A 23,350-nucleotide genomic window follows, 5' to 3' on the forward strand; every position below is an offset into this window, starting at 1 on the left:
AGCGCACCGCGAGGGTCGGTATTAACCGACCGACCCTTCAAGCGAGATCGAGATCAGCTTCTGCGCTTCCACCGCGAATTCCATCGGCAGCTGCTGCAGCACGTCCTTGACGAAGCCGTTGACGACGAGGCCGACCGCCTCCTCCTGCGAAAGGCCGCGCTGGATGCAGTAGAACAGCACGTCCTCGGAGATTTTCGAGGTCGTCGCTTCGTGCTCGAACGTCGCCGAGGAGTTCTTGGCCTCGATGTACGGCACGGTGTGCGCGCCGCATTTATCGCCGATCAACAAGGAGTCACAGGCGGTGAAGTTGCGCGCGCCGGTCGCTTTCCGGTGCGCGGTGACGAGGCCGCGATAGGTGTTCTGCGACTTTCCGGCGGCGATGCCCTTGGAGATGATGCGGCTCGACGTGTTCTTGCCGAGATGGATCATCTTGGTGCCCGAATCGACCTGCTGGAAGCCGTTCGAGATCGCGATCGAGTAGAACTCGCCGCTCGAATTGTCGCCGCGGAGAATGCAGCTCGGATACTTCCAGGTGATCGCCGAACCCGTTTCGACCTGGGTCCAAGAGATCTTCGAACGGTCGCCGCGGCAGTCACCACGCTTGGTGACGAAATTGTAGATGCCGCCCTTGCCTTCCGAATTGCCGGGGTACCAGTTCTGCACCGTCGAATATTTGATCTCGGCATCGTCATGCGCGACGAGCTCGACCACGGCGGCGTGCAGCTGATTCTCGTCGCGCTGCGGCGCGGTGCAGCCTTCGAGATAGGAGACGTAGGAGCCCTTGTCGGCGATGATCAGCGTGCGCTCGAACTGGCCGGTGTTGCGCTCGTTGATGCGGAAATAGGTCGACAGCTCCATCGGGCAACGCACACCCGGCGGCACGTAGACGAACGAGCCGTCGGAGAACACCGCCGAGTTCAGCGTCGCGTAGAAATTGTCCGAGGTCGGAACCACCGAGCCCAGATATTTCTGCACCAGCTCGGGATGCTCGCGGATCGCCTCCGAGATCGGCATGAAGATCACGCCGGCCTTCTTCAGCTCCGCCTTGAACGTGGTCGCAACCGAGACCGAATCGAAGACTGCATCGACCGCGATCTTGCGGCGGGCGGGATCTTCCTCGCCGGGCTTCGGTTCGACGCCCTCGAGCATGGCGACTTCCCGCAAGGGGATGCCGAGCTTCTCGTAGGTCTTCAGGATCTCCGGATCGATCTCGTCCAGTGAGGTGACCGTCTTCTTCGGCTTCGGTGCCGCGTAGTAGTAGAGGTCCTGGAAATCGATCTTGGGATAATCGACGCGCGCCCAGGTCGGCTCGGTCATGGTCAGCCAGCGCCGATAGGCCTCAAGCCGCCACTGGAGCATCCAGGCGGGTTCGTTCTTCTTTTGCGAGATGAATTTTACGATCTCTTCCGACAGCCCCTTGGGGGCCTTCTCGGAGTCGATCAGGGTCTCAAACCCATAACGATACTGGTCGACGTCGATGCGCTTCACGCGCTCGACCGTCTCTTGTACGGCTGGCATTCCATCCTCCGCTCGCGGTTTCAAGGACCGCGGTGGATCAAACTCGAACGATTATTACGGTGTCTATTACGATGTTTTTTGGCGGAAAGCACGCGCTTAGAACCGTTCAAGCCGTGTTTCATCGCTTAGCTCTTAAGTAGGGTATTACCGAGCTTTCGCCAAGCCTCTAACGCCCTATTGATGTCATCCGGTTCCGTGGACCAGCCCAGACTGAGACGCACCGCTCCCTGGGCCACGGCGGGATCGTATCCCATGGCGGACAGCACATGGGACGGCTGGACCTTGCCCGAGGAACAGGCCGAACCCGAGGAGACTGCGATGCCTTCGAGGTCAAAGCCGATCACGGCGGTCTCAGCCTTGAGGCCGGGCGCGGTGAAAAGGACGGTATTAGGCAACCTCTTGACCTCATCCGAGAAGATCGTTGCGCCGGCGATTCCCCGGATGCCATTTTCCAAGCGATTTCTGAGGGTTGCCACCTGCTCCGCATCTTCCGAAAGAGTCTGAAGCGCGGCTTTCACCGCTGCGCCAAAGCCGGCAATCCCCGCAACATTCTCGGTTCCGGCGCGCCGGTTCAACTCCTGGCCGCCTCCCCGCAACAACGGCTCCAATCCCGTCAGTCCCTCCGCCACGACCAGGGCGCCGACGCCCTTGGGGCCGCCGACCTTATGTGCGGAAAAAGTCGCAAGATCCGCGCCCATAGCGTTGATCTCGAATGGGATTTTGCCAAGCGCCTGGATTGCATCGACGTGCAGGAGGCCGCCGGCCTTATGGACGATCCGGGCGACCTCCGCGACCGGCTGGAGCGCGCCGGTTTCGTTGTTCGCCGCCATGACGGAAACCAGTGCCGGAGCGCCGTCGCGGAGCAGGCTCCTGAGATGGTCGAGGTCAACCACACCGGAACGCATCACCGGGATCAGGCCGATCTTGTCCGCCGCGAACCGGCCACCGGCCAGCACCGAAGCGTGCTCCACGGCCGAGACCAGCAGCCGCTCGACCGGGCCGCCGGATGACCGCCGCAGGCCAGGCGACAGCGCCAGCGCGTTGGCTTCCGTGCCAGCGGAGGTGAAGACGACGTTCCGCGGCAGCGCCCCTACCGCCACCGCCAGCGTGGCGCGGGCCTCCTCGATCAGCCGTCGCGCCTCCCGTCCCTCGGCATGGACCGATGACGGGTTGCCGACCAGATCCCAGGCGGCGAGCATTGCGCGTCGCGCTTCCGCACGCAGCGGCGTGGTCGCATTCCAGTCGAGATAAACGCGGTTCCGCATGTAGTATTATCTTACCTTGCCTGGCAACCCTAACCCGTTGGGGCCCATCCAGCCCGACATGGCGCCCCGACACGCGCTTGGCAACGGGCGATTCCATACCCGCGGCAGCTGATGACGCGACCATACACGCTAACATCTTGAGCCCATTGAGTGATGTTCAAGATGCTTGCTTTTTGACCCTCAGCCTATGTTAGAACCCGCACCGTCAAGTCACCGCACGCCTTCAGCGCATCACCGCAAGGCGCGCCTTCTCACCCTTCATTCGCGCTTCCGTCGGTACCTGCCGATGAGGCCACAATCGGTTGATTGCCGAGGATCGTCTCTCCAGCACATCAATCAAGAGATCATCGATGCCTGAAGTTATTTTCACTGGCCCTGCCGGCCGTCTCGAAGGCCGCTATCACCCGGCCAAGCAGAAGAACGCGCCGATCGCGATGATCCTGCATCCGCATCCGCAGTTTCACGGCACGATGAATCATCAGATCGTGTACCAGTGCTACTATGCGTTCGCGCATCGCGGCTTCTCGGTGCTGCGCTTCAATTTCCGCGGCGTCGGCCGCAGCCAGGGCTCGTTCGACCACGGCACCGGCGAATTGTCGGATGCTGCCGCCGCGCTCGACTGGGCGCAGACCATCAATCCCGAAGCACGCGCCTGCTGGGTCGCCGGCTTCTCCTTCGGCGCCTGGATCGGCATGCAGCTCCTGATGCGCCGCCCCGAGGTCGAGGGCTTCATCTCGATCGCGCCGCCGGCCAATCTCTACGACTTCTCGTTCCTTGCGCCCTGCCCGTCATCGGGCCTGATCGTGCATGGCGAGAAGGACGCGGTGGTGCCGCCGAAGGACGTCAACACCCTGGTCGAGAAGTTAAAGACGCAGAAGGGCATCGTGATCGACCAGCAGGTCATCCCCGGCGCCAACCATTTCTTCGACGCCAAGCTCGAGCCGCTGATGGAGACCATCACGGCCTATCTCGACATGCGTCTGGCCAACGTGCGCTAAGCGAGCTTTAGCGCGGCGATCCCCATCAAGACGAGCGCGATGCCCGCAAGCTTCATCGCGCTCAAGGTCTCGCCGAACAACACGACGCCCATCACGAAAGTGCCGGCAGCCCCAATGCCGGTCCACACCGAATAGGCGACGCCGACCTCGAGCACCTTCAAGGCCCGCCCGAGCAGGACAACGAAGGCCGCGAGCAGCACCACCGAAACGACGCTCCAGCCTAAGCGCGTGTAGCCCTCCGCATATTTCATCGAGATCGCCCAGCCGACGTCGAGCGCGCCGGCGATCACCAGCATCAGCCAGGCCAGGGATTGCGACATCGGCATCGTCTCAGGCGGCGAGCTTGAGCAGATGCGCGTCGTGCCGCACCAGGAAGGCGCGCAGCAATTGAGGATAGTCCGCGCCGACCGCGGTTCGTACGCTCGGACGCTTCGCAAGCTGCGCGCGCCACGCCCGCACCTTCGGAAGATCGGTGAAGATGCCGTGCTCGGTCAGTTCGTCGAACAGATCGAAATAGCGAAAGATCGGCGCGAACACCGCATCGGCCAGGCTGAACGCATCGCCAGCGAAATAAGGTCCCGCGCCGAGCGCCCCTTCGACACGCGCGAATTTCGCGGCGAGCGCCTGGCGCTTGGTTTCGAAGATCGCCGGATCCGTCGTCGTCTCCAGTCCCCAGAGATCGCCGAGGATCGCCGAGCCGAACTCCATCCAGGCGCGATGCTCGGCACGCTTCAGCGCATCCGCCGGATGCAGCTTCGCGCCGCCCTGTGTCTCCTCGATGTATTCACAGATCACGTTGCTCTCGAACAGCGCGACCTCGCCATGGTCCGTCGTCACCACCAGTACCGGCACCTTTCCGAGCGGCGAGAGTTTTAGAAACCAGTCGGGCTTTGCGGCGAGATCGATATCGATCCGCTCGAACGGCACGCCCTTTTCCTTCAGCGCGATCACGGCGCGCTGCACGTAGGGGCAAAGCTTGTGGCTGATGAGTTTCAGTGACGCGGTCATGGCCAAGATCCCGGCGTTTCGATGCAGCTGCACCCAACATAGATGCATTTGCATGCAACTGTCAAGATCAATGCAATTGCATTAATTTAGGGCCGGCCGATCACCCTGCCCGTCATCGGCATCGGCGCGCGTCGGGCAAAACACCCAAAACCCGTCAATCCCCGTCCGCAAAAATATTCCACTTTCCCGAATTTCGGATTTATGGCATACACACGCCATCCCGGCCCTGCCAGAGGGGCGCTTCGCGATCGTCACGAGATGCGGGCCGGGGTGCGGTGGACGCGGTAGCGCCGGCGCGATGTGCGTGAGGACAGGGCGGGCGACCGTGAGTCCCGGCACAACGCGCATACGACACGGCGCGGTCACAGCGGTTTGGTCGATGCTCTGGGGCGGGCACACGCAAGCCCCGGATGTTGAGGCCAAGCCGTCCGCGGACGGAGAAGTCGTGTGGTCCCGACGCCCGGGGTTCTGGCGTCAAGGCTTGCGGTGATGCGGCGGCCCGACCGGGCACGTGCATCAGCCATCCGCAAGGCGACGGGGGCAATAGTGCAACGCTCCCCGAGGAGAGCACGAAGGACACCGTTAAAACCATCCGCGCAGGGAAGGCCGGGCGACCGGCACACCTGTGGTCCACCCCGTGTGCGTTCTAATCGCCCACGGACCTGCGGGTGCCGCCGGCGCCCGGCCTTCCCTGCGTCCTCTGGTCCGATTGAGGGCGCCGAACGACAGCAAGGCTCGGGCGAAACCTGCCGCGAGAGTACGAAGGCGTGTCTGCAATCTTGAAAGCCGATTGGAAGGGCGAGGCAGTGCCCCAATTCGGGAAGCCGCCTCAGGGCCGCGCGATCACCCCGCCCGTCATCGGCATCGGCACGCCCGTGGTGGCCGGATAGGACAACGGCAGGCCCTTCAGCCCACGCGCGGCGAGGAAGCCGAAGGCCTGGGCTTCGATGGCGTCGGAGGCCCAGCCGAGCGTCTCGGCGGCCTCGACGGTCGCCGATCCCACCCGCTCCCGCAGCATCCGCAGCATGGTGAGATTGCGGGCGCCGCCGCCGCAGACGATCCAGCTCCGCGGCCGACGCGGCAGCAACGGGATGATGCGGGCGATCGCCGTCGCGGTGAAGGCGGTCAGGGTCGCGGCGCCGTCAGCCGGCGCCACCTCGCCGAGCTTCAGCGCGGCGAAATCGTTGCGGTCGAGCGATTTCGGCGGAGGCAATGCAAAGAATGGCAGCTCGAGCGCGCGCGCGATCCAGGCCTCATCGACCTTCCCGAGCGCTGCGAACTTTCCTTCCGCATCGAACGCCTGGTTCATGGTGCGGTACATGAAATCGTCCAGCAGCGCGTTGCCGGGGCCGGTGTCGCAGGCGATCAGCGTGTCGTTGCCGTCGATATAGGTGATGTTGGAGACGCCGCCGATATTGACCACGACGATCGGCCCCTCGCGATCCAGCGAGTTGGCGAGCGCGCGGTGGTAGACGGGTACGAAGGGCGCCCCCTGCCCGCCAGCCTCGACGTCGGCGGCGCGGAAATCATGCATCACGGGGATATGGATCGCTCTCGCCAGCGCCGGCGCGTCGCCGATCTGCACCGTCAGCCGTTTCTCGGGGCGGTGCAGCACGGTCTGGCCGTGGAAGCCGACGATGTCGATGTCCTCGGGCTTCATGCGGTTCTGGGCAAAGAAGGCGGCAACCGCCTCGGCATGGGCCCGTGTCACCGCGCGCTCGGCCTCGGCCAGGACGCCTGGCCGGGCGTCACGTTGCAGCAGGTGCACAGCCTCGGAGAGCGCCTGGCGCAGCAGATTGCGCTCCGCAGGGCTATAGGCCCGGTAGCCGGACGGCCCGAATGCCTTCACCTGTTTTCCATCGGTTTCGATCAGCGCGACATCCACCCCGTCCAGCGAGGTGCCGCTCATCAAACCGAGTGCCGTCAACATCATGGATCAGCGTCCTCAAGAGACCCCCTCCGGCATGCCGATCTTGTGCCAGAGGGACACATCTTATAATGCCACAGGCCAAAGTGGCGGGCAGCAATCGAGTTCCCACGGAAGACCCTTAAATTGCGCCCAAAACAGTAAACCAAGAATTGTCAGGCACGCCGACAGATGACTGCATTTAAATCGGATTTCCTCAACACCCTGCAGGAACGTGGATTCATTCACCAGTGCTCCGATTTCGAGGGGCTGGACGCGCTCGCCGCCAAGGGCGAGGCGACCGCCTATGTCGGCTACGATTGCACCGCCCGCTCGCTGCATATCGGCAATTACCTCACCATGATGATGCTGCACTGGCTCCAAGAGTCCGGCAACAAGCCGATCACGCTGATGGGCGGCGGCACCACCATGGTGGGCGATCCCTCCGGCAAGGACGAGACGCGCGCGATGCGCACCGTCGCCGAGATCGAGGCCAATAAGGAATCGATCCGCGGCGTGTTCGCCAAGGTATTGCGCTATGGCGAGGGCAAGAGCGACGCCATCATGCTCGACAATGCGGAGTGGCTGACCAAGCTGAACTGGATCGAGATGCTGCGCGACGTCGGGCGACACTTCTCGGTCAACCGCATGCTGACGATGGACTCCGTGCGGCTGCGCCTCGAGCGCGAGCAGGAGATGAGCTTCATCGAGTTCAACTACATGGTCTGCCAGGCCTACGACTTCGTCGAGCTCGCCAAGCGCACCGGCTGCAAATTGCAGATGGGCGGCTCGGACCAGTGGGGCAACATCATCATGGGCGTCGATCTCGGCCGCCGCATGGGCACCCATCAGCTGTTCGCACTGACGACGCCGCTGCTGACGACGGCATCGGGCGCCAAGATGGGCAAGACGGCGCAAGGCGCGGTCTGGCTCAACGCCGACGCGTTCTCGCCTTATGATTTCTGGCAGTACTGGCGCAACACCGAGGATGCCGACGTCGGCAAATTCCTGAAGCTGTTCACGACGCTGCCGATGGCTGAGATCAGGAAGCTCGAAGCGCTCGGCGGCTCGGAGATCAACGAGGCCAAGAAGGTGCTCGCCACTGAAGCGACCGCGCTGCTGCACGGCCGCGAGGCCGCGAACGAGGCGGCGGAGACCGCGCGCCGCACCTTCGAGGAAGGCGCGCTGGCCGAAACCCTGCCGACGGTGCAAATTCCGCAGGGTGAGATCGACGCCGGCCTCGGCGTGCTCAACGCCTTCGTCAAGGCGGGCCTCGTTGCCTCCAACGGCGAAGCCCGGCGCCAGATCAAGGGCGGCGGCCTTCGCGTCAACGACGAGCCGGTCACTGACGAAAAGATGGCACTGTCGGCAAACAATCTGACGCCCGAGGGCGTGATCAAGCTGTCCTTCGGCAAGAAGAAGCACGTCCTCCTTAAGCCTGCATAGGCGTATGAGCTTTTCGCTGCTTGTCAGGGCGCACGGATGCGCGCTCCGTGACGGACAATGGATCAGAACACGCCCAGGGAGAACGTCGCGAGCGATCAGCGGGACGCTGTTCGCACCGCGCTCGTCGTGCTCGCTCTGTGCTTCACGCTGGCCGTGCTCGGCCGCGGGCTCGGCGACAGCTTTACGGTGTTCCTGAAACCGATTTCGGAAAGTTTTGGCTGGGACCGCGCGCAGATCGTCTCGGTCTATTCACTGACCTGGCTCGCGAGCGGTCTCACTGCGCCCTTCGTCGGACGCCTGTTCGACCATTCCGGACCACGCATCGTCTATGCGCTCGGGCTGCTGCTGCTGGGCGCGGCGTTCCTGGTCGCAGCCCACGCGCAACATCTCAGGCAGTTCCAACTCTCGATCGGCCTCTGCGTCGGCATCGGCGTTGCCTTCATCGGCATCGTGCCGAACTCGATCCTGCTCGGCCGCTGGTTCGGCCCTCGTCTGCCGACGGCAATGTCGGTGGTGTATTCAGCGATGGGCGGCGGCGTGCTGGCGCTGTTGCCGGCTTCGCAACTCCTGATCGATCACATCGGCTGGCGCGACACCTACCAGCTATTCGGTTTTACGGCACTGGGCCTGTTGCTCCCGCTGATGCTGCTGCCGTGGCGGCTGTTCGCCGCGGGCTCGCCGCATGTCGTGAAGAGGACCGACCCTGATTTCGTCGACAATGGCTGGACCCTGCTCCGTGCCATGCGCCATCACGCCTTCTGGGCGCTGTTCTGGACCTTTTTCTTCACTGCCGTCGGCATGTACTCAATCGCCGCACAGATCGTGGCCTATCTGATCGACGCCGGCTTTCCGCCGCTGCAGGCTGCGACCGCCTGGGGTTTCTCCGGCGTCGTGCTTGTGTTCGGCATGCTCGGCGTCTCCGCGCTCGACGGCCTGATCGGGCGCCGGCCGTCGGTGCTGCTGAGCTACGCGATCTCGATCCTCGGCATCGTCCTGCTCTGGCTGTTGCAGTATTCTCCGAACATCCTGCTGCTCACCGGTTTCGTCGTCTGCTTCGGCAGCATGATGGGCTCGCGCGGCCCGCTGATCAGCGCCACGGCGATGAGGATTTTCCAGGGCAAGCGGGTCGGGACCATCTACGGCACCATCTCGATCGGCAGTGGCCTCGGTTCGGCGTTCGGCTCCTGGAGCGGCGGCCTGATCCATGACGCGACCCACGGGTACAACGCGCTGCTTGCTTTCGCACTTGCGAGCGTGGTGCTCGGGATGATCCCGTTCCTGATCGTGCCCGCCTTGCGGCGGTAGGTGTCCTGGAGGTAACTTGCGCGCATCCGCGTCACCGGGAAATTACGGATGGGCGCGACGCGGAATACGCGCGAAAGCTGCGGTCGTACGCGGCTGAAATCCTGGCCTGCGGTGTTTTGTCCGACATGACGAAAATGTCAGGACGAATCGAGTGCGCACGGCTTGCAGGGCGAAACCGAATGCGGTCCAAGTCGCAGCATTGGATGGAGGGCACAAACCAATGAACTTTCCGTATCTCACTCGCTTTCAACCGGTTCTCTTGAGCCTGTTTCGCTTCGTCACCGGATTGCTGCTGTTCCAGTACGGCATCGCAAAGATCTTCAAGTTTCCGGTGCTCCCCTACTTCGCCAACATCCCGCCGCTGATCTGGACGGCAGGTGCGCTCGAACTCGTGCTCGGCGCGCTTCTGATGCTCGGCCTGTTCACCCGCCTCACCGCTTTCATTCTCTCGGGCGAAATGGCCTTCGCTTACTTCATGGGCCACATGCTCAAAGGCGAAACGCCGGTGCTCTTGCCGCTGCTCAATGGCGGCACCGCAGCAATCCTGTTCTGCTTCGCCTGCCTCTACCTCGCGGCCGCCGGCGGCGGTTCGGTCAGCGTAGATGCGCTGATGGGCAAGGAGAGTGACGCGGCGGGCGATGCCTACGCACGGCGCTGAGGCGCTCGCAAATTAATCTGAACGCAAGACGGCACCGGCGGATCTGCCGGTGCCGACTCAGTGCGCGCCCAGCACGTTCCAGATCAGGACGAGGGCGGCCACGAGCAGCACGGCCATGACGATGCGGTGAACGAATCGGTTCATTGCCGCTCCGGCCGGGCTCGGTCACCACCACATTCCGACATCATCTGTCTCGGCGACCTGACGCGCCACGCACTGGCGAAGCGCGTTTCCGCCTGCATGCGTGCGCATCCGGCTGCGGACGCTGCGCGCGCGGCAGCACGTCGCACGCGTCCATTCATGATTGGTAAGAACTTCATGCTACCGACGCGAGCAATAACAACCATTTTTTTCGAGGCTGCGATGAAGCTGATGAGTCATCTCAAGATCCGGACCAAGCTCGCCAGCATGGTCTGTCTTTCAGCTCTCACAGTCACAGCCATCATCGGCGTATCGTCCGTCCTCAGCAAGAGCCGCATGATGGAGGACCGCGTCCAGCAGATGCGGACTGCGGTAGAGCTGCTCTACAACTACGCGCAATCTCTTCAGGAAGAGGTTACCGCCGGCAAGCTGACGTCGGCCGACGCCAAAGCCCAGTTCCACCAGCGTGGCCGCCGCATGAACTTCAACGGCAACCAGGGCTACCCCGTCGTCTACAACCCCGACACCTCCATCCTGGTGAACGGCGCCAATCAGCAGCTGGAAGGCAAGATCACCGGAGCCAAAGACTCCAACGGCGTCCTGATCGCCGACGCCATCATCAAGGCTGGCGGCGAGACCGCGCAGGGCGGAGTGACCTCCTATCTCTACCCCCGCCCCGGCCAGACCGAGCCCGTGCGCAAGACCGTCTTCGCGCGCAAATTCGCGCCCTGGAACGCGACCATCAGCTACGGCCTCTATGTCGACGACATCGACGCCGACGTGCGCGCCCTGACGCTGGAGCTCGGCGCGATCGGCGTCGGCCTGATGCTGCTGATGGCGACGCTGTCCTGGCTGATCGCTCGCGACGTGCTCGGCGCGCTCGACCGCCAGAAGAACCGCATGCAGGAGATTTCGGAAGGCGCCATCGATAACCCGGTCGAGGAGACCGACCGCGGCGACGAGATCGGCCGCATGGCCGAGACACTCGAAGTGCTCAGGCAGACCGCGCTGACGGCGCGGAACCTGGAAGCCGAGCAGGTCGCCGCCAAGACCCGCAGCGAGCAGGAGAAGCGCGACGCCCTGATCGCCCTCGCCGATCGCTTCGATGCCTCCGTCGGTCAGCTCGTCGGCCTGATGGCCTCCGGCTCCGGCGAGCTCGAGACCACCGCGAAATCGATGTCATCCACGGCTGAGGGCACCAACCGCCGCGCCGCCGTGGTCGGCACGGCCGCCACCGAGGCCAGCCAGCGCGTCCAGACCGTCGCGGCCGCCGCCGAAGAGCTCTCCTCCTCCATCACCGAGATCAGCCGCCAGGTCGCCCAGTCCGCAGAAGTCACGGGACGCGCCGTGGACAGCGCGCGCCGCACCGACACCATCGTGCGCGCGCTCTCGGACGGTGCCCAGCAGATCGAGCATGTCGCCGAGTTGATCTCCAGCATCGCGGCGCAGACCAACTTGCTCGCTCTCAACGCCACCATCGAGGCCGCGCGCGCCGGTGAAGCCGGCCGCGGCTTTGCCGTGGTCGCCTCCGAGGTGAAGTCGCTGGCGAGCCAGACCGCCGAAGCCACCCGCGAGATCGGCGACAAGATCGCGCAGATCCAGGGCGCGACCAAGGAGGCCGTGGACGCCATCGGCGGCATCACCGCCACCATCGAGGAGGTCAGCCGCATCGCCACCTCGATCGGTGCCGCCATCGAGGAGCAAGGCGCCGCCACCGCCGAGATCGCCCGCAGCGTCTCGCAGACCGCGGAAGCCACCAAGGAAGTCACCACCAATATCGGCGGCGTCTCTACCGCCGCGAACGAGACCGGCAATGCCGCCGGCATGGTGCTCGCCGCCGCCTCGAACCTCTCCAAGCAGGCCGAGCAGCTCTCCGGCGAAGTCGGGACATTCCTCGCAGGCGTGCGCGCGGCTTAGGCGGCCGACAACACTCCAAGCGATCTCCGTCATGCCCGGGCTTGTCCCGCCTGCGCGGCCGAAGCCGCTTCGGCGAGGCGAAGGCCCGGGCATCCACGTTCCTGGTGCCGTGTGTGAGGCGTGGATGGCCGGGACAGCCCGGCCGTGACGCCGGAGACAGCCGCCCCTACTGCCGCCGCGTCAGGCTGCAGCCGCTCGAGAGCTGGCGCGTCGAGCCGGTCGAACCGTCGTTTGACTGCGAGGGGAATTCTTCGAACGGCGAGTTCTGCTTGCCGGTGTTGAACTCGAAGATCTTGCGGAACAGGCCCGGGGCCATCGCCGAGATCGGATTGACGCGCATCACGGGCGCAGCCGGCGTGCCGACGACCTCATAAGTCACGCCGATCAACCCTTCATTGTTGCCGCCGCCGAGGAAGATGCCGAACAACGGGATCTGGCCGAAGATGTTGTTGACGCCATACATCGGCACGAAGGTGCCGCTCATGCAGACCTGGTTGCCGGGATAATCGATCGAGCCCTCGATGGTGGCGCCGATCATGGGACCCTTGACTACGCCGTCACGGACCGTGAGCGCGCCGTTCTGCCGTGTGAACTCGGCGCGGAGCGCGCTGAACGAGACACCGTTGCCGGTGCCGTTGGGCGCGCCGGCGGCAACGCGCTCGAGCTGCGCCTCGCCCTTCACCGTGAAGTCGCGGACGTTGATGAGGCCCTCGCGCGAGGTGTTCGGCTCGGATGTCGGCGGCTCCATCGCCACCACCATCTGGCCGCCGACCGCCTTGGTATAGGTATCGGTGAAGCGCAGCAGCGCGCCGGCATCGTTGGTCTGGAGGTAGATCACCTCGCGGTTGCCCTGTGCACGCCCGCCGCGCAGATCAGCCGCCACCGGCGTGTCTTTGCCGACCTTGCCGCTCAATGTTAAGGCCTTGATGGCACCATTGCGTTTCGACATCTTGGCATCGACGCTGCGCATGGCCTCGCCGTTGAAACCCGCGACGGCGCCGAGCTTCACGTCGATGTCGAAATCGACGTTCTTCATCTTGTTCTTGTCGTCCTTGGAATTGCCGGAGATCGCCGACTTCAGGAAGCCACGGCCGTCGAACACGTCGCCGCGCATGGTGCCCTTGATGACGCCATCCTGGCTGCGCTCCACCTTCAGCGACGCCTTGTCGCCATCGGACGGCGAATAGGTCGGGAAGTTCGCGCTCATGAGATCGCCGTTCGCGTCGACCTCGAGCGAGCCCTTGATCGAGGCGCCACCACCTTCGATGACGATGTCTTCCAGACGCGTCGATTGCGCGGTCGGCACGACCTTGAAGCTGGCCTTGCCCGACTTGCCCGGCAGCTTGACCCAGCCGGGCAGGATGTTGTCGAGCTTCACCGAGGTCAGGTCGGCCTCGACGCCGAGCTTCGTCGTCTGGTCGGGGCCGCCGGCGATCTTGCCCGACAGCTTGATCGGCAACGATCCACTGACGGCGGGGCTGAGATCGAATCCCAGGCGCGCCCGGCTCGCATCGTCCAGCGTTGCCTGCAACCTGACATCCGCGTCGCCCTCGGCCGGCTTGCGATAGTCGAGCGAGGCCGCCTGCCCGTTGATCTTGACGTCGCCCTTGACCTGATAGCCCGTGTTGCTCGCGACGATCTTGAGAGTGTTGGCCTCCAGCTTCTGGTTCATCACCAGCTTGTCGGCGGCAAAACCGTTGAGGTCGGCGGTGACGGCGTAAGTCGTGTCCGCCTTGGTCAGCTCGCCCTTGACCGGGAGGCCGAGCTGGATATTCGCCGTGAAAGTCCCCTTGCTGGTGTTGGGATCGACGACCGTCGACGACAGATCGCTCAGGCGATCATTCGAGAGCATCTCGGCGGCCGCCGGCACAGGCCCCTCGACGCGGAACCTGGTCCGCGACGGCGACGGCTTGGGCGCCATATCAGGCACCTCGAAGACGAAATCGGAAATCGTGACCTTGCGGCCGGCTGGCGTATCGGCAATGCCCTGCCCGATGGTCACGGTCGCGGTGCGGCCGGTCACGCGCGCCTTCAGATCGGCATCGTGCACAACAGGCATGCCGTCCACGGGACGGACCGCGACGCCGCTCGCCACGATGTTGACCGAGAGGCCGTCGTCAGGAATGGGCGGCCCCTTGCGCGGAAGGTTTTTCGTGGGCGAATTGACGCCGATCTCGATGCGCTGGAGCGTTCCGCGCTCGATCCGCTCGATCACCCATTCGCGCAACTCGGGAACGACCAGCGTCGGCCACATCCGCTTGAGCGCGGAGGCCGACATCGGCGTTCCCGCAAAGCCCAGCGTCAGCCGCGGCTCGCCGGAATAGTCGATCGCACCCGTGCCGGCGACGCCGATCTCGCCATTGCTGATGTCGGCCTGCGTCAGCAAGAGGCGCTTGTGGTCGGTGTCGAAGCGGAAGCCGATCGCGATGCGGTTGAAGACGAGCGGCGGCTCGTTGTCGATGCCGCCGAGCAGGATCGAACCGCCGCTGAAGCCGAGCTGCCAGTCGTTGATGGTGCCGTTGGGCGGCTCGAGATGGGCCAGAAGCGTCAGGCGGTTCGCGCCCGACAGGATCTTGAACGGTGCCACCAGCACCCGCCGGTTGGCGTCCCACTCGACGTTGATCTCGGCCTGGTCGATCGCCATCGGATAGTCTGGCGTGTCGGTGTCGATGATATTGCCGGCGCCGACCGCGAGCTTGCCGCGGAAGAAGGTCGGCACGCCATCGCGGCCGAGTTCGCCCTTGAGCTCGCCCGTCAGCGGCAGGTCGGCCGTGTAGGTGAGATCCTTGACCCGCAACGCCAACAGGATGTTGGAGGTCGAGACCTTGTCGGCCTTGATGTCGACCGAGCGCACGCCGTTCTCGGCCGGCCCGATCGTGGCGCGCAGCATCCATGGGCGCGCGCCCTCTTCGCCCAGGCTGAGCGTGACGCCCCCGCGGCTCGGCCGGCGAAGGCTGAGCGTGATGTTCTCAAACGACCATTTGCTGCCGCGCTGCTGATCGTCGACGATCAGGTTGCCGTTCTTCAGACCGATCTCGTTGAGGTTCTGGCCGTCGAGGCCGGTCATGCTCAGACTGTCGAGCCAGTCGAGGCCCTGAAGGATGCCGCTCTGCGCCGTCGCCTGAGGCGGGCCTTGAGAGGCGGATTGTGATGGATCCTGGCTCGCGGGCCCCGTGGCGAATGGCGGCGGCGGGACGCCATTGCGCGGGAACGTCGGCGGCAGACCCGCGTCCTTCTTCGAGGCGACGCCGGTTGCCAGCGGCTTTGCGGTATCGCCGGCGGACACGGTGACGGTACCGTCGGGCGCGATGCGGATCGCAAGCTCAGCATCGACTAGATTGAGGCTCTCGGCGCGCAAATGCCCCATCAAGAGGCCCGCACCCGATAGCTTCACTTCAGCCTTCGGCGCGCTGGCAACGACGGCGTGATCGCGATCGCGGACGATGATGTCTCGGATGCGGACGGCGATGCGGACCCGGCCGGCGCGCTCGATCTGGGTGCCTCCGATCTCAACCGTGTTGCCGTGACCGATATTGTCCTCGATCGCGGCCGCCAGCCATGGCGTTGCAATGTCGAGATTGATGGGGCCGGCACCGAGCCGCCACCACAGCGCGCCGAAGCAGCCGATGAAGATGACGGCGAGAGTCCCGACGACAAGGACAACGCGCTTTAGCCAGCGATCGGCCGCCAGCCAGCGCCGCAACGCGCCAAAACCGTCACCGAAGCGATGAAAGCCCGAATTGGAACGCGACAACAGCCGGCGCGCGCGATGGCCCGCGGCCGCCTCCTGATCCGGATCCCAATCGGCGTCGTCCCATTCCTGCGGCTGTTGCTGAACGCCGCGCCGATCGAAGTCCCGATTGAAATCCTGGGGCGACTTATTCCTTGCCATTGCCTCTCGATACAGGCGCCCGTCAGAGGATTGAGCGCCGCCGGGACCGCAGCCGTCCACGGGAAGCGAAGCTCCCTGCGCCGGCATTGCCGCCATACCTCGAATATTCCTGCTGTTCGTCATTTCGCCCCGGGAGCGCGTTCAACGAGCAGTGGGGTGGTGCGTGGAATTCCTTGTAACCATACTCCGGCGCCGCCAGACTTGCCCAGCCGAGGGCGCGATTCCGGCACACCGGACGAGAGCTGCAATACCGTTTCGGTTGACCCGCCGAAAGCGTCGAAAGGAAGGCGTATGTCCAAGAAATCCCGAGCGAAATCGTCCAAAACGCCCTCCGGCAGTCCGACGGCTAAAAAGAAGGCCCTGAAACCGCGGGCCTCTACTCCGACAAAGTCCGCGAAAACACAGCGGACACCGGCGACCAAATCAACCGGGACCTTAGCAAAGGCAGGATCACATAAGGCCGCATCGAAACAGTTAAATTCCTCCAAATCAGTGGCTCCGCCCGCCAAGGCGAAGTCGGGCCTGGCCGAGGGCCAGAAGGCCCCCGCCTTCCGCCTGCCCCGCGACGGCGGCGAGGTGGTCACATTGGCGGACTATGCCGGCAGAAAGCTCGTCCTATTCTTCTACCCCCGCGCCGACACCCCGGGCTGCACCCGGGAGGCGATCGACTTCACTCGCCTCGCCGGTGCCTTCGCGGCCGCCGATACCGCCGTGCTCGGCGTCTCCGCCGATCCGTTAAAGGCTCAGGAGAAGTTCCGCGACAAGCACAAGCTCGGTATCCCCCTGATCTCGGATGAGACGCACCAGATGCTGGAAGCCTATGGCGCGTGGGGCGAAAAGTCCATGTATGGCAAGAGCTTCCTTGGGATTCTTCGCACCACGATACTGGTCGGGGCGGATGGCAAACTGGCCAGGATCTGGCGCAACGTCCGGGTCGACGGCCATGCCGACGAGGTGCTGGAAGCGGCAAGAAGTCTTTAACCAGTCCTTTAAATTCGCGCGTTCCCATTTCCGGAAAATTAACCATGACCGGCCCAGATTGCTGCGGCAATTAGGCCGTACGGACTCATCCGACCGGCGCGGGAGTGCCGATGTCGAAAAGTTCTGCCCAATACTCGCAGTACGCCCAACATCATCCTCACGACCACGGACGGGCCTTCCAACGCCGTCCTGCCCTCGCGGCAGCCGCAGCGATTCCCCTTCCCGCGACCGACGACGCCTACACCATCGTCCATGCCGGCAAGCAGGTGCGCTTCGGGCCCGTGGTGTTCTGGATCGTGGTCGGCACGGTGGTGCTGCTCGGTCTCTGGTCGGCGGCAACCGCCACCTATTTCGCCTTTCGTGACGACGTCCTGACCCGGCTGATCGCCCGCCAGGCCGAGATGCAATACGCCTATGAGGACCGCATCGCCGAGCTGCGCGCCAAGGTCGACCGCACCACCAGCCGCCAGTTGCTCGACCAGGAACAGTTCGACCAGAAACTCGACCAGATCATGAAGCGCCAGACGGCGCTGGAGTCCCGGGCCACGGCGCTTGGGGCCATGCCTGACGTGACCGGTTCGATCCCCCGCGCGGCCCCGCAGCGCGGCGAGGCGAGCCAGAGCACGCCAAAACCCTCGCCGATCAGCGACACCGTGATTTTCGTGGCACCGCCGGACCGTGAGGCGCGGCTGGAATCGCGCGCGCCGACCGTGGCTGCTCCCCCGACCAGCCAATTCGCCAAGAATCAGGGTTTCGACAACGTCCTGGTTCGGCTCACGACCTCGCTCGACCAGGTTGAACGGCGCCAGATGGCGGCGCTCAGCGCCGTCGAGGAAGGCATGGATTCACGCATGCGCCGGATGCGCGGCGTGGTCAGTGATCTCGGCCTGAATCTCGCCAATCTCGAATCCGCCGTGCCGCGCAGCGCGATGGGTGGGCCGTTCGTACCGGTCAAACTGACGGCCAATGCCGGACCGTTCGAGAAGCAGCTCTCTCGCATCAACACCACTCGCGCCGAGATGGATCGTCTCAACCGCACGCTGGCGCTGGTGCCGTATCGCAAGCCCGTCATCGGCGAGGTCGAATTCACCTCCGGCTTCGGCGTCCGCAGCGATCCCTTCCTCGGCCGGCCCGCGATGCATACCGGGCTCGATTTCCGCGCCGCCACCGGCGATCCGGTTCGCGTCACCGCCAACGGCAAGGTGGTGTCCGCCGGCTGGTCCGGCGGTTACGGCCGCATGGTCGAGGTCGACCACGGCAACGGGCTTTCGACCCGCTACGGCCATCTCTCCGAGATCAACGTCAGGGTCGGCGAGACCGTGAAGATCGGCCAGGTCGTCGGTCTGGTCGGGTCGACCGGTCGATCCACCGGTCCGCATCTGCACTACGAGACCCGCATCGAGGGCGAAGCGGTCGATCCGCAGAAGTTCCTGCGCGCTGGCGTGCGTCTCAGCGCGGGCTAAGCCCGCGACCAAAGGCGCCTGTGCATGATCACTGGCTGCGCTCGTGGCCAACCTCGCCGGTGATGACGTCGCCGAACAGCTCCCAGGCTTGCCCGTTGAAGCGCATCAGCTGCATCTGCTCAATCGGGAAATAATCGTCCGGTGAGGTGTTGACCATGATGCCGGGCAGCATCAGGTCGGTGTGGAAATCCTTCAGGTTCGCGGCCTGCTTCATGACGTTCTCACGGGTGAGATTATCGCCGCACTGCTTCAGCACCTGCGCCATCGCCTCGGCCTGGACATAACCGTAGATGTTGTTGGAATTGGCCTTGTCGCCGTCGGGATAGTATCTGTCCATGAATTCGCGCCATTTTACCACGGCCGGATCCTTGTCCCAGGTCGGATCGGTCGGGTCCTTCAGATAGACCGTCGAGATGATGTCCTTGGAATAGTCGAGCCCGGCAGGCTTGAGCACCGAGGCGACCGAAGTCGCGGTGTTGGCGAGGAAGAATTTCGGTTTCCAGCCGAGCTCGCCGACCTTCCGGATCGCTTGCGCCGAGCCCTTCGGGGCGGCCCATGAGAAGAAGATGTCCGCACCAGAATCGTGCAGGGCGACGATCTGCGAGTCGATCGAGGGATCGCTGACCTCGTAGGACTTGTCGGCGATGATCATATTGGCCTTGTCGCCGAGCCCGTCCTTCAAACCCTTGAACTGGTCCTTGCCGGCGTCGTCGTTCTGCCAGAAGACGGCGATCTTGCTGCTCGGGAAATGATCGCGGATGTACTTGGCGTAGATCCGTCCCTCGCTCTGGTAGTTGGGCTGGAAGCCCATGGTCCACGGGAAGTTCTTGGGGTCGCCGAACTTGGTACCGCCGGAGGCGACGAACAGCTGCGGCACCTTCTTGGCGTTCATGTACTTCATGATCGCGGAATTCGAGGGCGTACCGAGCGGCTGGAAGATCAGCAGCACCTCGTCGCTCTCCACCAGCTTGCGCGCCTGTTCGATCGCCTTCGGCGGCGAATAGGCGTCGTCATAGCTGATGAAGTTGATCTTGCGGCCGTTGATCCCGCCCTGGTCGTTGATCATCCTGAAATAGGCGGCCTCGGTCTTGCCGATCACACCGTAGGACGACGCAGGCCCGCTATAGGGCATGATGTTGCCGATCTTGATTTCGGTGTCGCTGGCGCCGGGGTCGTATTTTTTCTGCGCCGAGGCCGGTGTCGTGATGAGCACTCCCGCAGCGAGCATGGCGAGGGCAGCAAGGCTTTCGCGACGACCCGGCATCGGTCTCTCCCCTATTTTGTAGTCTTGTTTTGTAGGGAGTGTCGCAAGGCCGTTGGCGGCTGGCAAGCGCTTCGATTTTCCGCGAGATGAAACGGCGGATCCGGAATTTTACTCGCTGCGCCGCGGCAGGTTCAAAACGCGTCCGTCGATCACGAGCAGCGCGCTGCCAATGACGATGGCGCCTGCGATCTCGCGCATCGAGATCGGCTCATCCAGCACCAGCCATCCCAGCAGGATGGCGGTGACGGGAATGAGCAGCGTCACCAGCATGACATTGGTCGCACCGGAGCGCCGTATGATCTGAAAGAAGACGATATAAGCGAGCGCCGTCGAGAGGCCCGCAAGGCCAAGCACCGCAAGCCAGGTCGTCAGGCCCGGCACCGGAAGACGCCAAGGCTGCTCCACCACGCCGGCGACGATCGCCATCATCACCGTCGACGCCATCAGTTGAAACGTCGCGGTGCCGAGCGGTGCTGCGTCCTTCAGCATTCGCCGCGCTGCCAGTGCGGCGAATCCATAGCTGAAGGCGCCGCCAAGGCAGAGCAGGATGCCGAGCCCCTGCCCCGGCCTCGTCTCGAGACCCCATCCGCGCAGGATGATCACGCCGGCAAGGCCGAGCGCCACGCCGGCCACGCGCCGCAGCTGCAAGGCCTCTTCGCCCGCCGCGGCCATCACGACCACCGTGAACAGCGGTGTCGTCGCATTCAGGATCGACGCCAGTCCACTCGGGATGAAAGTCTGTCCGGCCACGATCAGTGAGAACGGGATGACATTGTTCAGCAACCCGATCGCAAGGCTTCCAGCCCACAATGCTCTTGGGCAAGCCGATCCCCTGCATGTGCAGCAGCGGCAGCAGAATGCCCGCCCCGAGCGCGATACGCAAAAACACCAGCGTCAGCGGCGGCAATTCCCGCAACGCCGCGCCGTTGAAGAAGAACGAGCCGCCCCAGAGGACGGAGAGCACCGCGAGTAGCGACCAATCGCGCGCGTCGATCCTGTTGTCGTTTGGGGGCATGCGTTTCACCTCGGCGCAGTTGCTCGCCTAGGACAACGCGGAAAATTTCGCCACCCGGTTTGCGACAAAATTACTCGAGATCATTCCCGTGACCGCCGATCGCCCGCGATATCGGCAACAACCGCCCCAATCACCAACGCGCCGCCAATGAGCGCGTGGACGGCCGGTATCTCGCGGAAGGCAACCCAGATCCAGAACGGCATCAGCGGCGTTTCCAGCGTCGCGATCAGGGAGGCCTGTCCTGACGGCAGCAAGCGCGAGCCCGGCGCGGCCTTGCATCACCACGAGAAGCACCGTGATCAGGCTGCCGGCGAACAGGCCGCGCCAGAACAGAATGGTCCAGGGATCAAGCGGCAGAAGGCGTGTGAAGAACGGCGCCGTGCTCCAGGCAATCGCGGCGGCGACGACGAGGGCAATGCCGAGACCGCGTTCCGAACGAGGCTGCCCCATGTGGATGCGACCGGCTAGGACGGCTTCTTCGGCCGCGACACCAGCTCGATCATCCTGCCTTCGTCGTCGTCAGGCAACGCCGCCTTCGCCTGCGCGTAGGCCTCGACCGCGGCCCGCGAGACCAGCGGCTTGTCGGCCAGCAGGCTCTCCGCGAGTTTGACGGCATAGGCGGCATCCTTGTGCCGCAGCGCTGCCGTGAAGGTCGCGCCGGAAAAATCGCGGGCAACCATGCGCTTGGAGTGGCGCGCTACCTGCGGACTTGCGGCGACGCCCGCCTGAATCGATTCCAGCACGAGGCTCATGTCGAGCCCGGCCTGCTCGGCGATCGCGAGGCCCTCGGCGAGGCCGGCGATCTGGATCGCGCCCATGAGGTTGTTGATGAGCTTGTAGACGGTGCCGGAGCCGACCGCGCCGAAATGGCGGATGGTCGAGCCGATCGGCGTCAGATACGGCCGCGCGCGTTCGAGATCGGCCGCATCGGCGCCAACCAGCAGCGTCAGCTTTCCGCTGGCGGCGGCATCCGGCAATCCGGTCACGGGGCAATCGATATAGATGAGCCCGCGCGCATTCAGCTCGCGGCCCATCTCGCGGGCATGGTCATAGGAGACGGTCGAGCATTCGATCGCGATGGTGCCTGATTTCGCCGTCTTGGCCGCGCCCTTCGGCCCGAGCCAGACCGCGCGCGAGGCTTCGTCATCGGCAACCATGGTCACGACCGCGTCGGCATCGATTGCGGCGTCCTCGGGCGAGGTCGCCCAAAGCGCGCCGCGCGCGATCAAATCTTCAGCCTTGGCCTTGCTGCGATTCCACAGCGTCACCGTGAAGCCGGCATCGAGATAGCGGCCGGCCATGCCATGACCCATCCGCCCAAGCCCGATGAAGGCGACGCGTGTCATCGCTAATCCACGTCCTCGATGTCGGCACCAGTGGTGCCGAAGGCGCGCTGCGCCAAGGTTGCGGCCATGAAGTCGTCGAGATCGCCGCCGAGCACGCCCGAGGTGTCCGAGGTCTGCACCCCCGTGCGCAGATCCTTCACCATCTGATAGGGCTGCAGCACGTAGGAGCGGATCTGGTGACCCCAACCGATGTCGGTCTTGGCGGCCTGGTCGGCGGCGGCCTTCTCCTCGCGCTTCTTCAGCTCGATCTCATACAGGCGCGCGCGCAGCATGTCCCAGGCCTGAGCCCGGTTCTTGTGCTGGGAGCGGCCGGCTTGGCAGACCACGGCGACACCGGTCGGAATGTGCGTCAGCCGCACCGCGGATTCGGTCTTGTTGACGTGCTGGCCGCCGGCGCCGCCCGAGCGCATGGTGTCGACGCGGACGTCGGCTTCCTTGATGTCGATCTTGATGCTGTCGTCGATGACGGGGAATACCTGCACGCTCGAGAACGAGGTGTGCCGCCGCGCGTTGGAATCGAACGGCGAGATGCGCACCAGACGATGCACGCCCGCTTCCGTCTTCAGCCAGCCATAGGCGTTGTGGCCTGAGACCTGGATCGTCGCGGACTTGATGCCGGCCTCTTCGCCCTCGGACTCTTCCAGCACCTCGACCTTGAAGCCGTGGGTGTCGGCCCAGCGCGTGTACATGCGCAGCAGCATCTGCGCCCAGTCCTGGCTCTCGGTTCCGCCGGCGCCGGCATGGACTTCGAGATAGGAATCGAACCGGTCGGCTTCGCCCGACAGCAGCGCCTCGAGCTCGCGCCGCGCCACTTCCTTCTTGAGATTCTTGAGAGCCGCTTCGGCTTCCGCGACGACGCCGGCATCGCCCTCGGCCTCGCCGAGCTCGATCATGCCGATGTCGTCTTCGAGCTCCTGCTCGACCTTGCCGATGCCCGAGAGCGAATCCTCCAGCGAGGTCCGCTCCTGCATCAGCTTCTGGGCTTTCTGGGGATCATTCCATAGATTGGGATCTTCTGCGAGCTTGTTCAGCTCAGCGAGGCGCGCCGTCGATTTCTCGACGTCAAAGATGCCTCCTCAGCAGCCCGACTGACTGCTTGATCTCTTCTACCAACCGTTCGATTTCGGCGCGCATGTCGTTCTCTGATGTCGCGGAATTGGTCCGCGTTAGATTGCAACGGGATGTAGCGGCGGCAGCACCAAAGCGCAACCGCCGGAACCGGGATCG

General features: G+C 64.3%; 17 protein-coding genes and 1 pseudogene. 8 read left to right on the forward strand and 10 right to left on the reverse strand.

What is annotated here, in order from left to right; all coding sequences use genetic code 11:
• Positions 1-21: 21 nt before the first annotated feature.
• Both sufB and GDN70_RS21685 read right to left on the reverse strand, forming a co-directional pair.
• Positions 22-1,518 carry a Fe-S cluster assembly protein SufB gene (sufB, locus tag GDN70_RS21680; RefSeq protein WP_028144823.1) on the reverse strand — a complete coding sequence of 499 codons (1,497 nt, stop codon included), beginning with the start codon at positions 1,516-1,518 and terminating at the stop codon, positions 22-24.
• Positions 1,519-1,643: 125 nt separating this feature from the next.
• Entirely contained in the window at positions 1,644-2,783 is a 1,140-nt protein-coding gene (locus tag GDN70_RS21685; RefSeq protein ID WP_152103015.1) for a cysteine desulfurase family protein, read from the reverse strand.
• Between the two features lie 350 nt (positions 2,784-3,133).
• On the opposite strand from GDN70_RS21685, the gene GDN70_RS21690 reads away from it, so the two are divergent.
• The gene (locus GDN70_RS21690) at positions 3,134-3,781 is read left to right on the forward strand and encodes an alpha/beta hydrolase (protein ID WP_014495555.1); all 648 of its coding nucleotides are present in this window, start codon (positions 3,134-3,136) and stop codon (positions 3,779-3,781) included.
• Here the strand turns inward: GDN70_RS21690 and GDN70_RS21695 are convergent.
• The 3 genes from GDN70_RS21695 to GDN70_RS21710 form a co-directional block, all read right to left on the reverse strand.
• The gene (locus GDN70_RS21695) at positions 3,778-4,101 is read right to left on the reverse strand and encodes a multidrug efflux SMR transporter (RefSeq protein ID WP_028144825.1); all 324 of its coding nucleotides are present in this window, start codon (positions 4,099-4,101) and stop codon (positions 3,778-3,780) included. The genes GDN70_RS21690 and GDN70_RS21695 overlap by 4 nt on opposite strands.
• A gap of 10 nt (positions 4,102-4,111) precedes the next feature.
• Positions 4,112-4,789 carry a glutathione S-transferase family protein gene (locus GDN70_RS21700; RefSeq protein ID WP_028144826.1) on the reverse strand — a complete coding sequence of 226 codons (678 nt, stop codon included), beginning with the start codon at positions 4,787-4,789 and terminating at the stop codon, positions 4,112-4,114.
• Between the two features lie 829 nt (positions 4,790-5,618).
• On the reverse strand, positions 5,619-6,722 hold the full coding sequence (locus tag GDN70_RS21710; RefSeq protein WP_152103016.1) for an anhydro-N-acetylmuramic acid kinase: 1,104 nt from the start codon (positions 6,720-6,722) through the stop codon (positions 5,619-5,621).
• Positions 6,723-6,887: 165 nt separating this feature from the next.
• Between GDN70_RS21710 and tyrS the strand changes: the two genes are divergently transcribed.
• From tyrS to GDN70_RS21730, 4 genes are all read left to right on the forward strand, one after another.
• A complete protein-coding gene (tyrS, locus tag GDN70_RS21715) occupies positions 6,888-8,141 on the forward strand; it encodes a tyrosine--tRNA ligase (protein ID WP_028144828.1) in 1,254 nt (417 codons plus the stop codon).
• A gap of 57 nt (positions 8,142-8,198) precedes the next feature.
• Positions 8,199-9,446: an MFS transporter gene (locus GDN70_RS21720; protein WP_152103017.1), complete on the forward strand. Its 1,248-nt coding sequence runs from the start codon at positions 8,199-8,201 to the stop codon at positions 9,444-9,446.
• A 220-nt stretch (positions 9,447-9,666) separates the two neighbouring features.
• Positions 9,667-10,104 carry a DoxX family protein gene (locus GDN70_RS21725; RefSeq protein WP_028144830.1) on the forward strand — a complete coding sequence of 146 codons (438 nt, stop codon included), beginning with the start codon at positions 9,667-9,669 and terminating at the stop codon, positions 10,102-10,104.
• A gap of 363 nt (positions 10,105-10,467) precedes the next feature.
• Entirely contained in the window at positions 10,468-12,162 is a 1,695-nt protein-coding gene (locus tag GDN70_RS21730; RefSeq protein WP_028144831.1) for a methyl-accepting chemotaxis protein, read from the forward strand.
• Positions 12,163-12,328: 166 nt separating this feature from the next.
• Here the strand turns inward: GDN70_RS21730 and GDN70_RS21735 are convergent, their stop codons facing one another.
• A complete protein-coding gene (locus GDN70_RS21735; RefSeq protein WP_173015957.1) occupies positions 12,329-16,141 on the reverse strand; it encodes a DUF3971 domain-containing protein in 3,813 nt (1,270 codons plus the stop codon).
• A 204-nt stretch (positions 16,142-16,345) separates the two neighbouring features.
• On the opposite strand from GDN70_RS21735, the gene GDN70_RS21740 reads away from it, so the two are divergent.
• On the forward strand, positions 16,346-17,035 hold the full coding sequence (locus tag GDN70_RS21740; RefSeq protein ID WP_152103019.1) for a peroxiredoxin: 690 nt from the start codon (positions 16,346-16,348) through the stop codon (positions 17,033-17,035).
• Between the two features lie 110 nt (positions 17,036-17,145).
• Positions 17,146-18,498, forward strand: a complete 1,353-nt coding sequence (locus tag GDN70_RS21745) for a M23 family metallopeptidase (protein ID WP_028144835.1) — start codon at positions 17,146-17,148, stop codon at positions 18,496-18,498.
• A 28-nt stretch (positions 18,499-18,526) separates the two neighbouring features.
• Here the strand turns inward: GDN70_RS21745 and GDN70_RS21750 are convergent, their stop codons facing one another.
• The gene (locus tag GDN70_RS21750; RefSeq protein WP_028144836.1) at positions 18,527-19,762 is read right to left on the reverse strand and encodes an ABC transporter substrate-binding protein; all 1,236 of its coding nucleotides are present in this window, start codon (positions 19,760-19,762) and stop codon (positions 18,527-18,529) included.
• Between the two features lie 108 nt (positions 19,763-19,870).
• A pseudogene (locus GDN70_RS35695) lies at positions 19,871-20,777 on the reverse strand (DMT family transporter).
• 147 nt (positions 20,778-20,924) lie between these two features.
• On the opposite strand from GDN70_RS35695, the gene GDN70_RS35095 reads away from it, so the two are divergent.
• Positions 20,925-21,245: a hypothetical protein gene (locus GDN70_RS35095; protein ID WP_028144838.1), complete on the forward strand. Its 321-nt coding sequence runs from the start codon at positions 20,925-20,927 to the stop codon at positions 21,243-21,245.
• Here the strand turns inward: GDN70_RS35095 and GDN70_RS21765 are convergent.
• Together GDN70_RS21765 and prfB are read right to left on the reverse strand one after the other, a co-directional pair.
• Positions 21,242-22,123 (reverse strand): NAD(P)-dependent oxidoreductase, encoded by an 882-nt coding sequence (locus tag GDN70_RS21765; protein ID WP_028144839.1) that lies wholly within the window; start codon positions 22,121-22,123, stop codon positions 21,242-21,244. The genes GDN70_RS35095 and GDN70_RS21765 overlap by 4 nt on opposite strands.
• A gap of 2 nt (positions 22,124-22,125) precedes the next feature.
• A protein-coding gene (gene prfB, locus GDN70_RS21770) for a peptide chain release factor 2 (protein ID WP_099091752.1) occupies positions 22,126-23,257 on the reverse strand; the annotation gives its coding sequence in 2 pieces (ribosomal slippage) (positions 22,126-23,187 and positions 23,189-23,257; 1,131 coding nt in all).
• Positions 23,258-23,350 lie beyond the last annotated feature (93 nt).

It is taken from the genome of Bradyrhizobium sp. TM102 (assembly GCF_009176685.1).
GTDB lineage: Bacteria > Pseudomonadota > Alphaproteobacteria > Rhizobiales > Xanthobacteraceae > Bradyrhizobium > Bradyrhizobium ottawaense.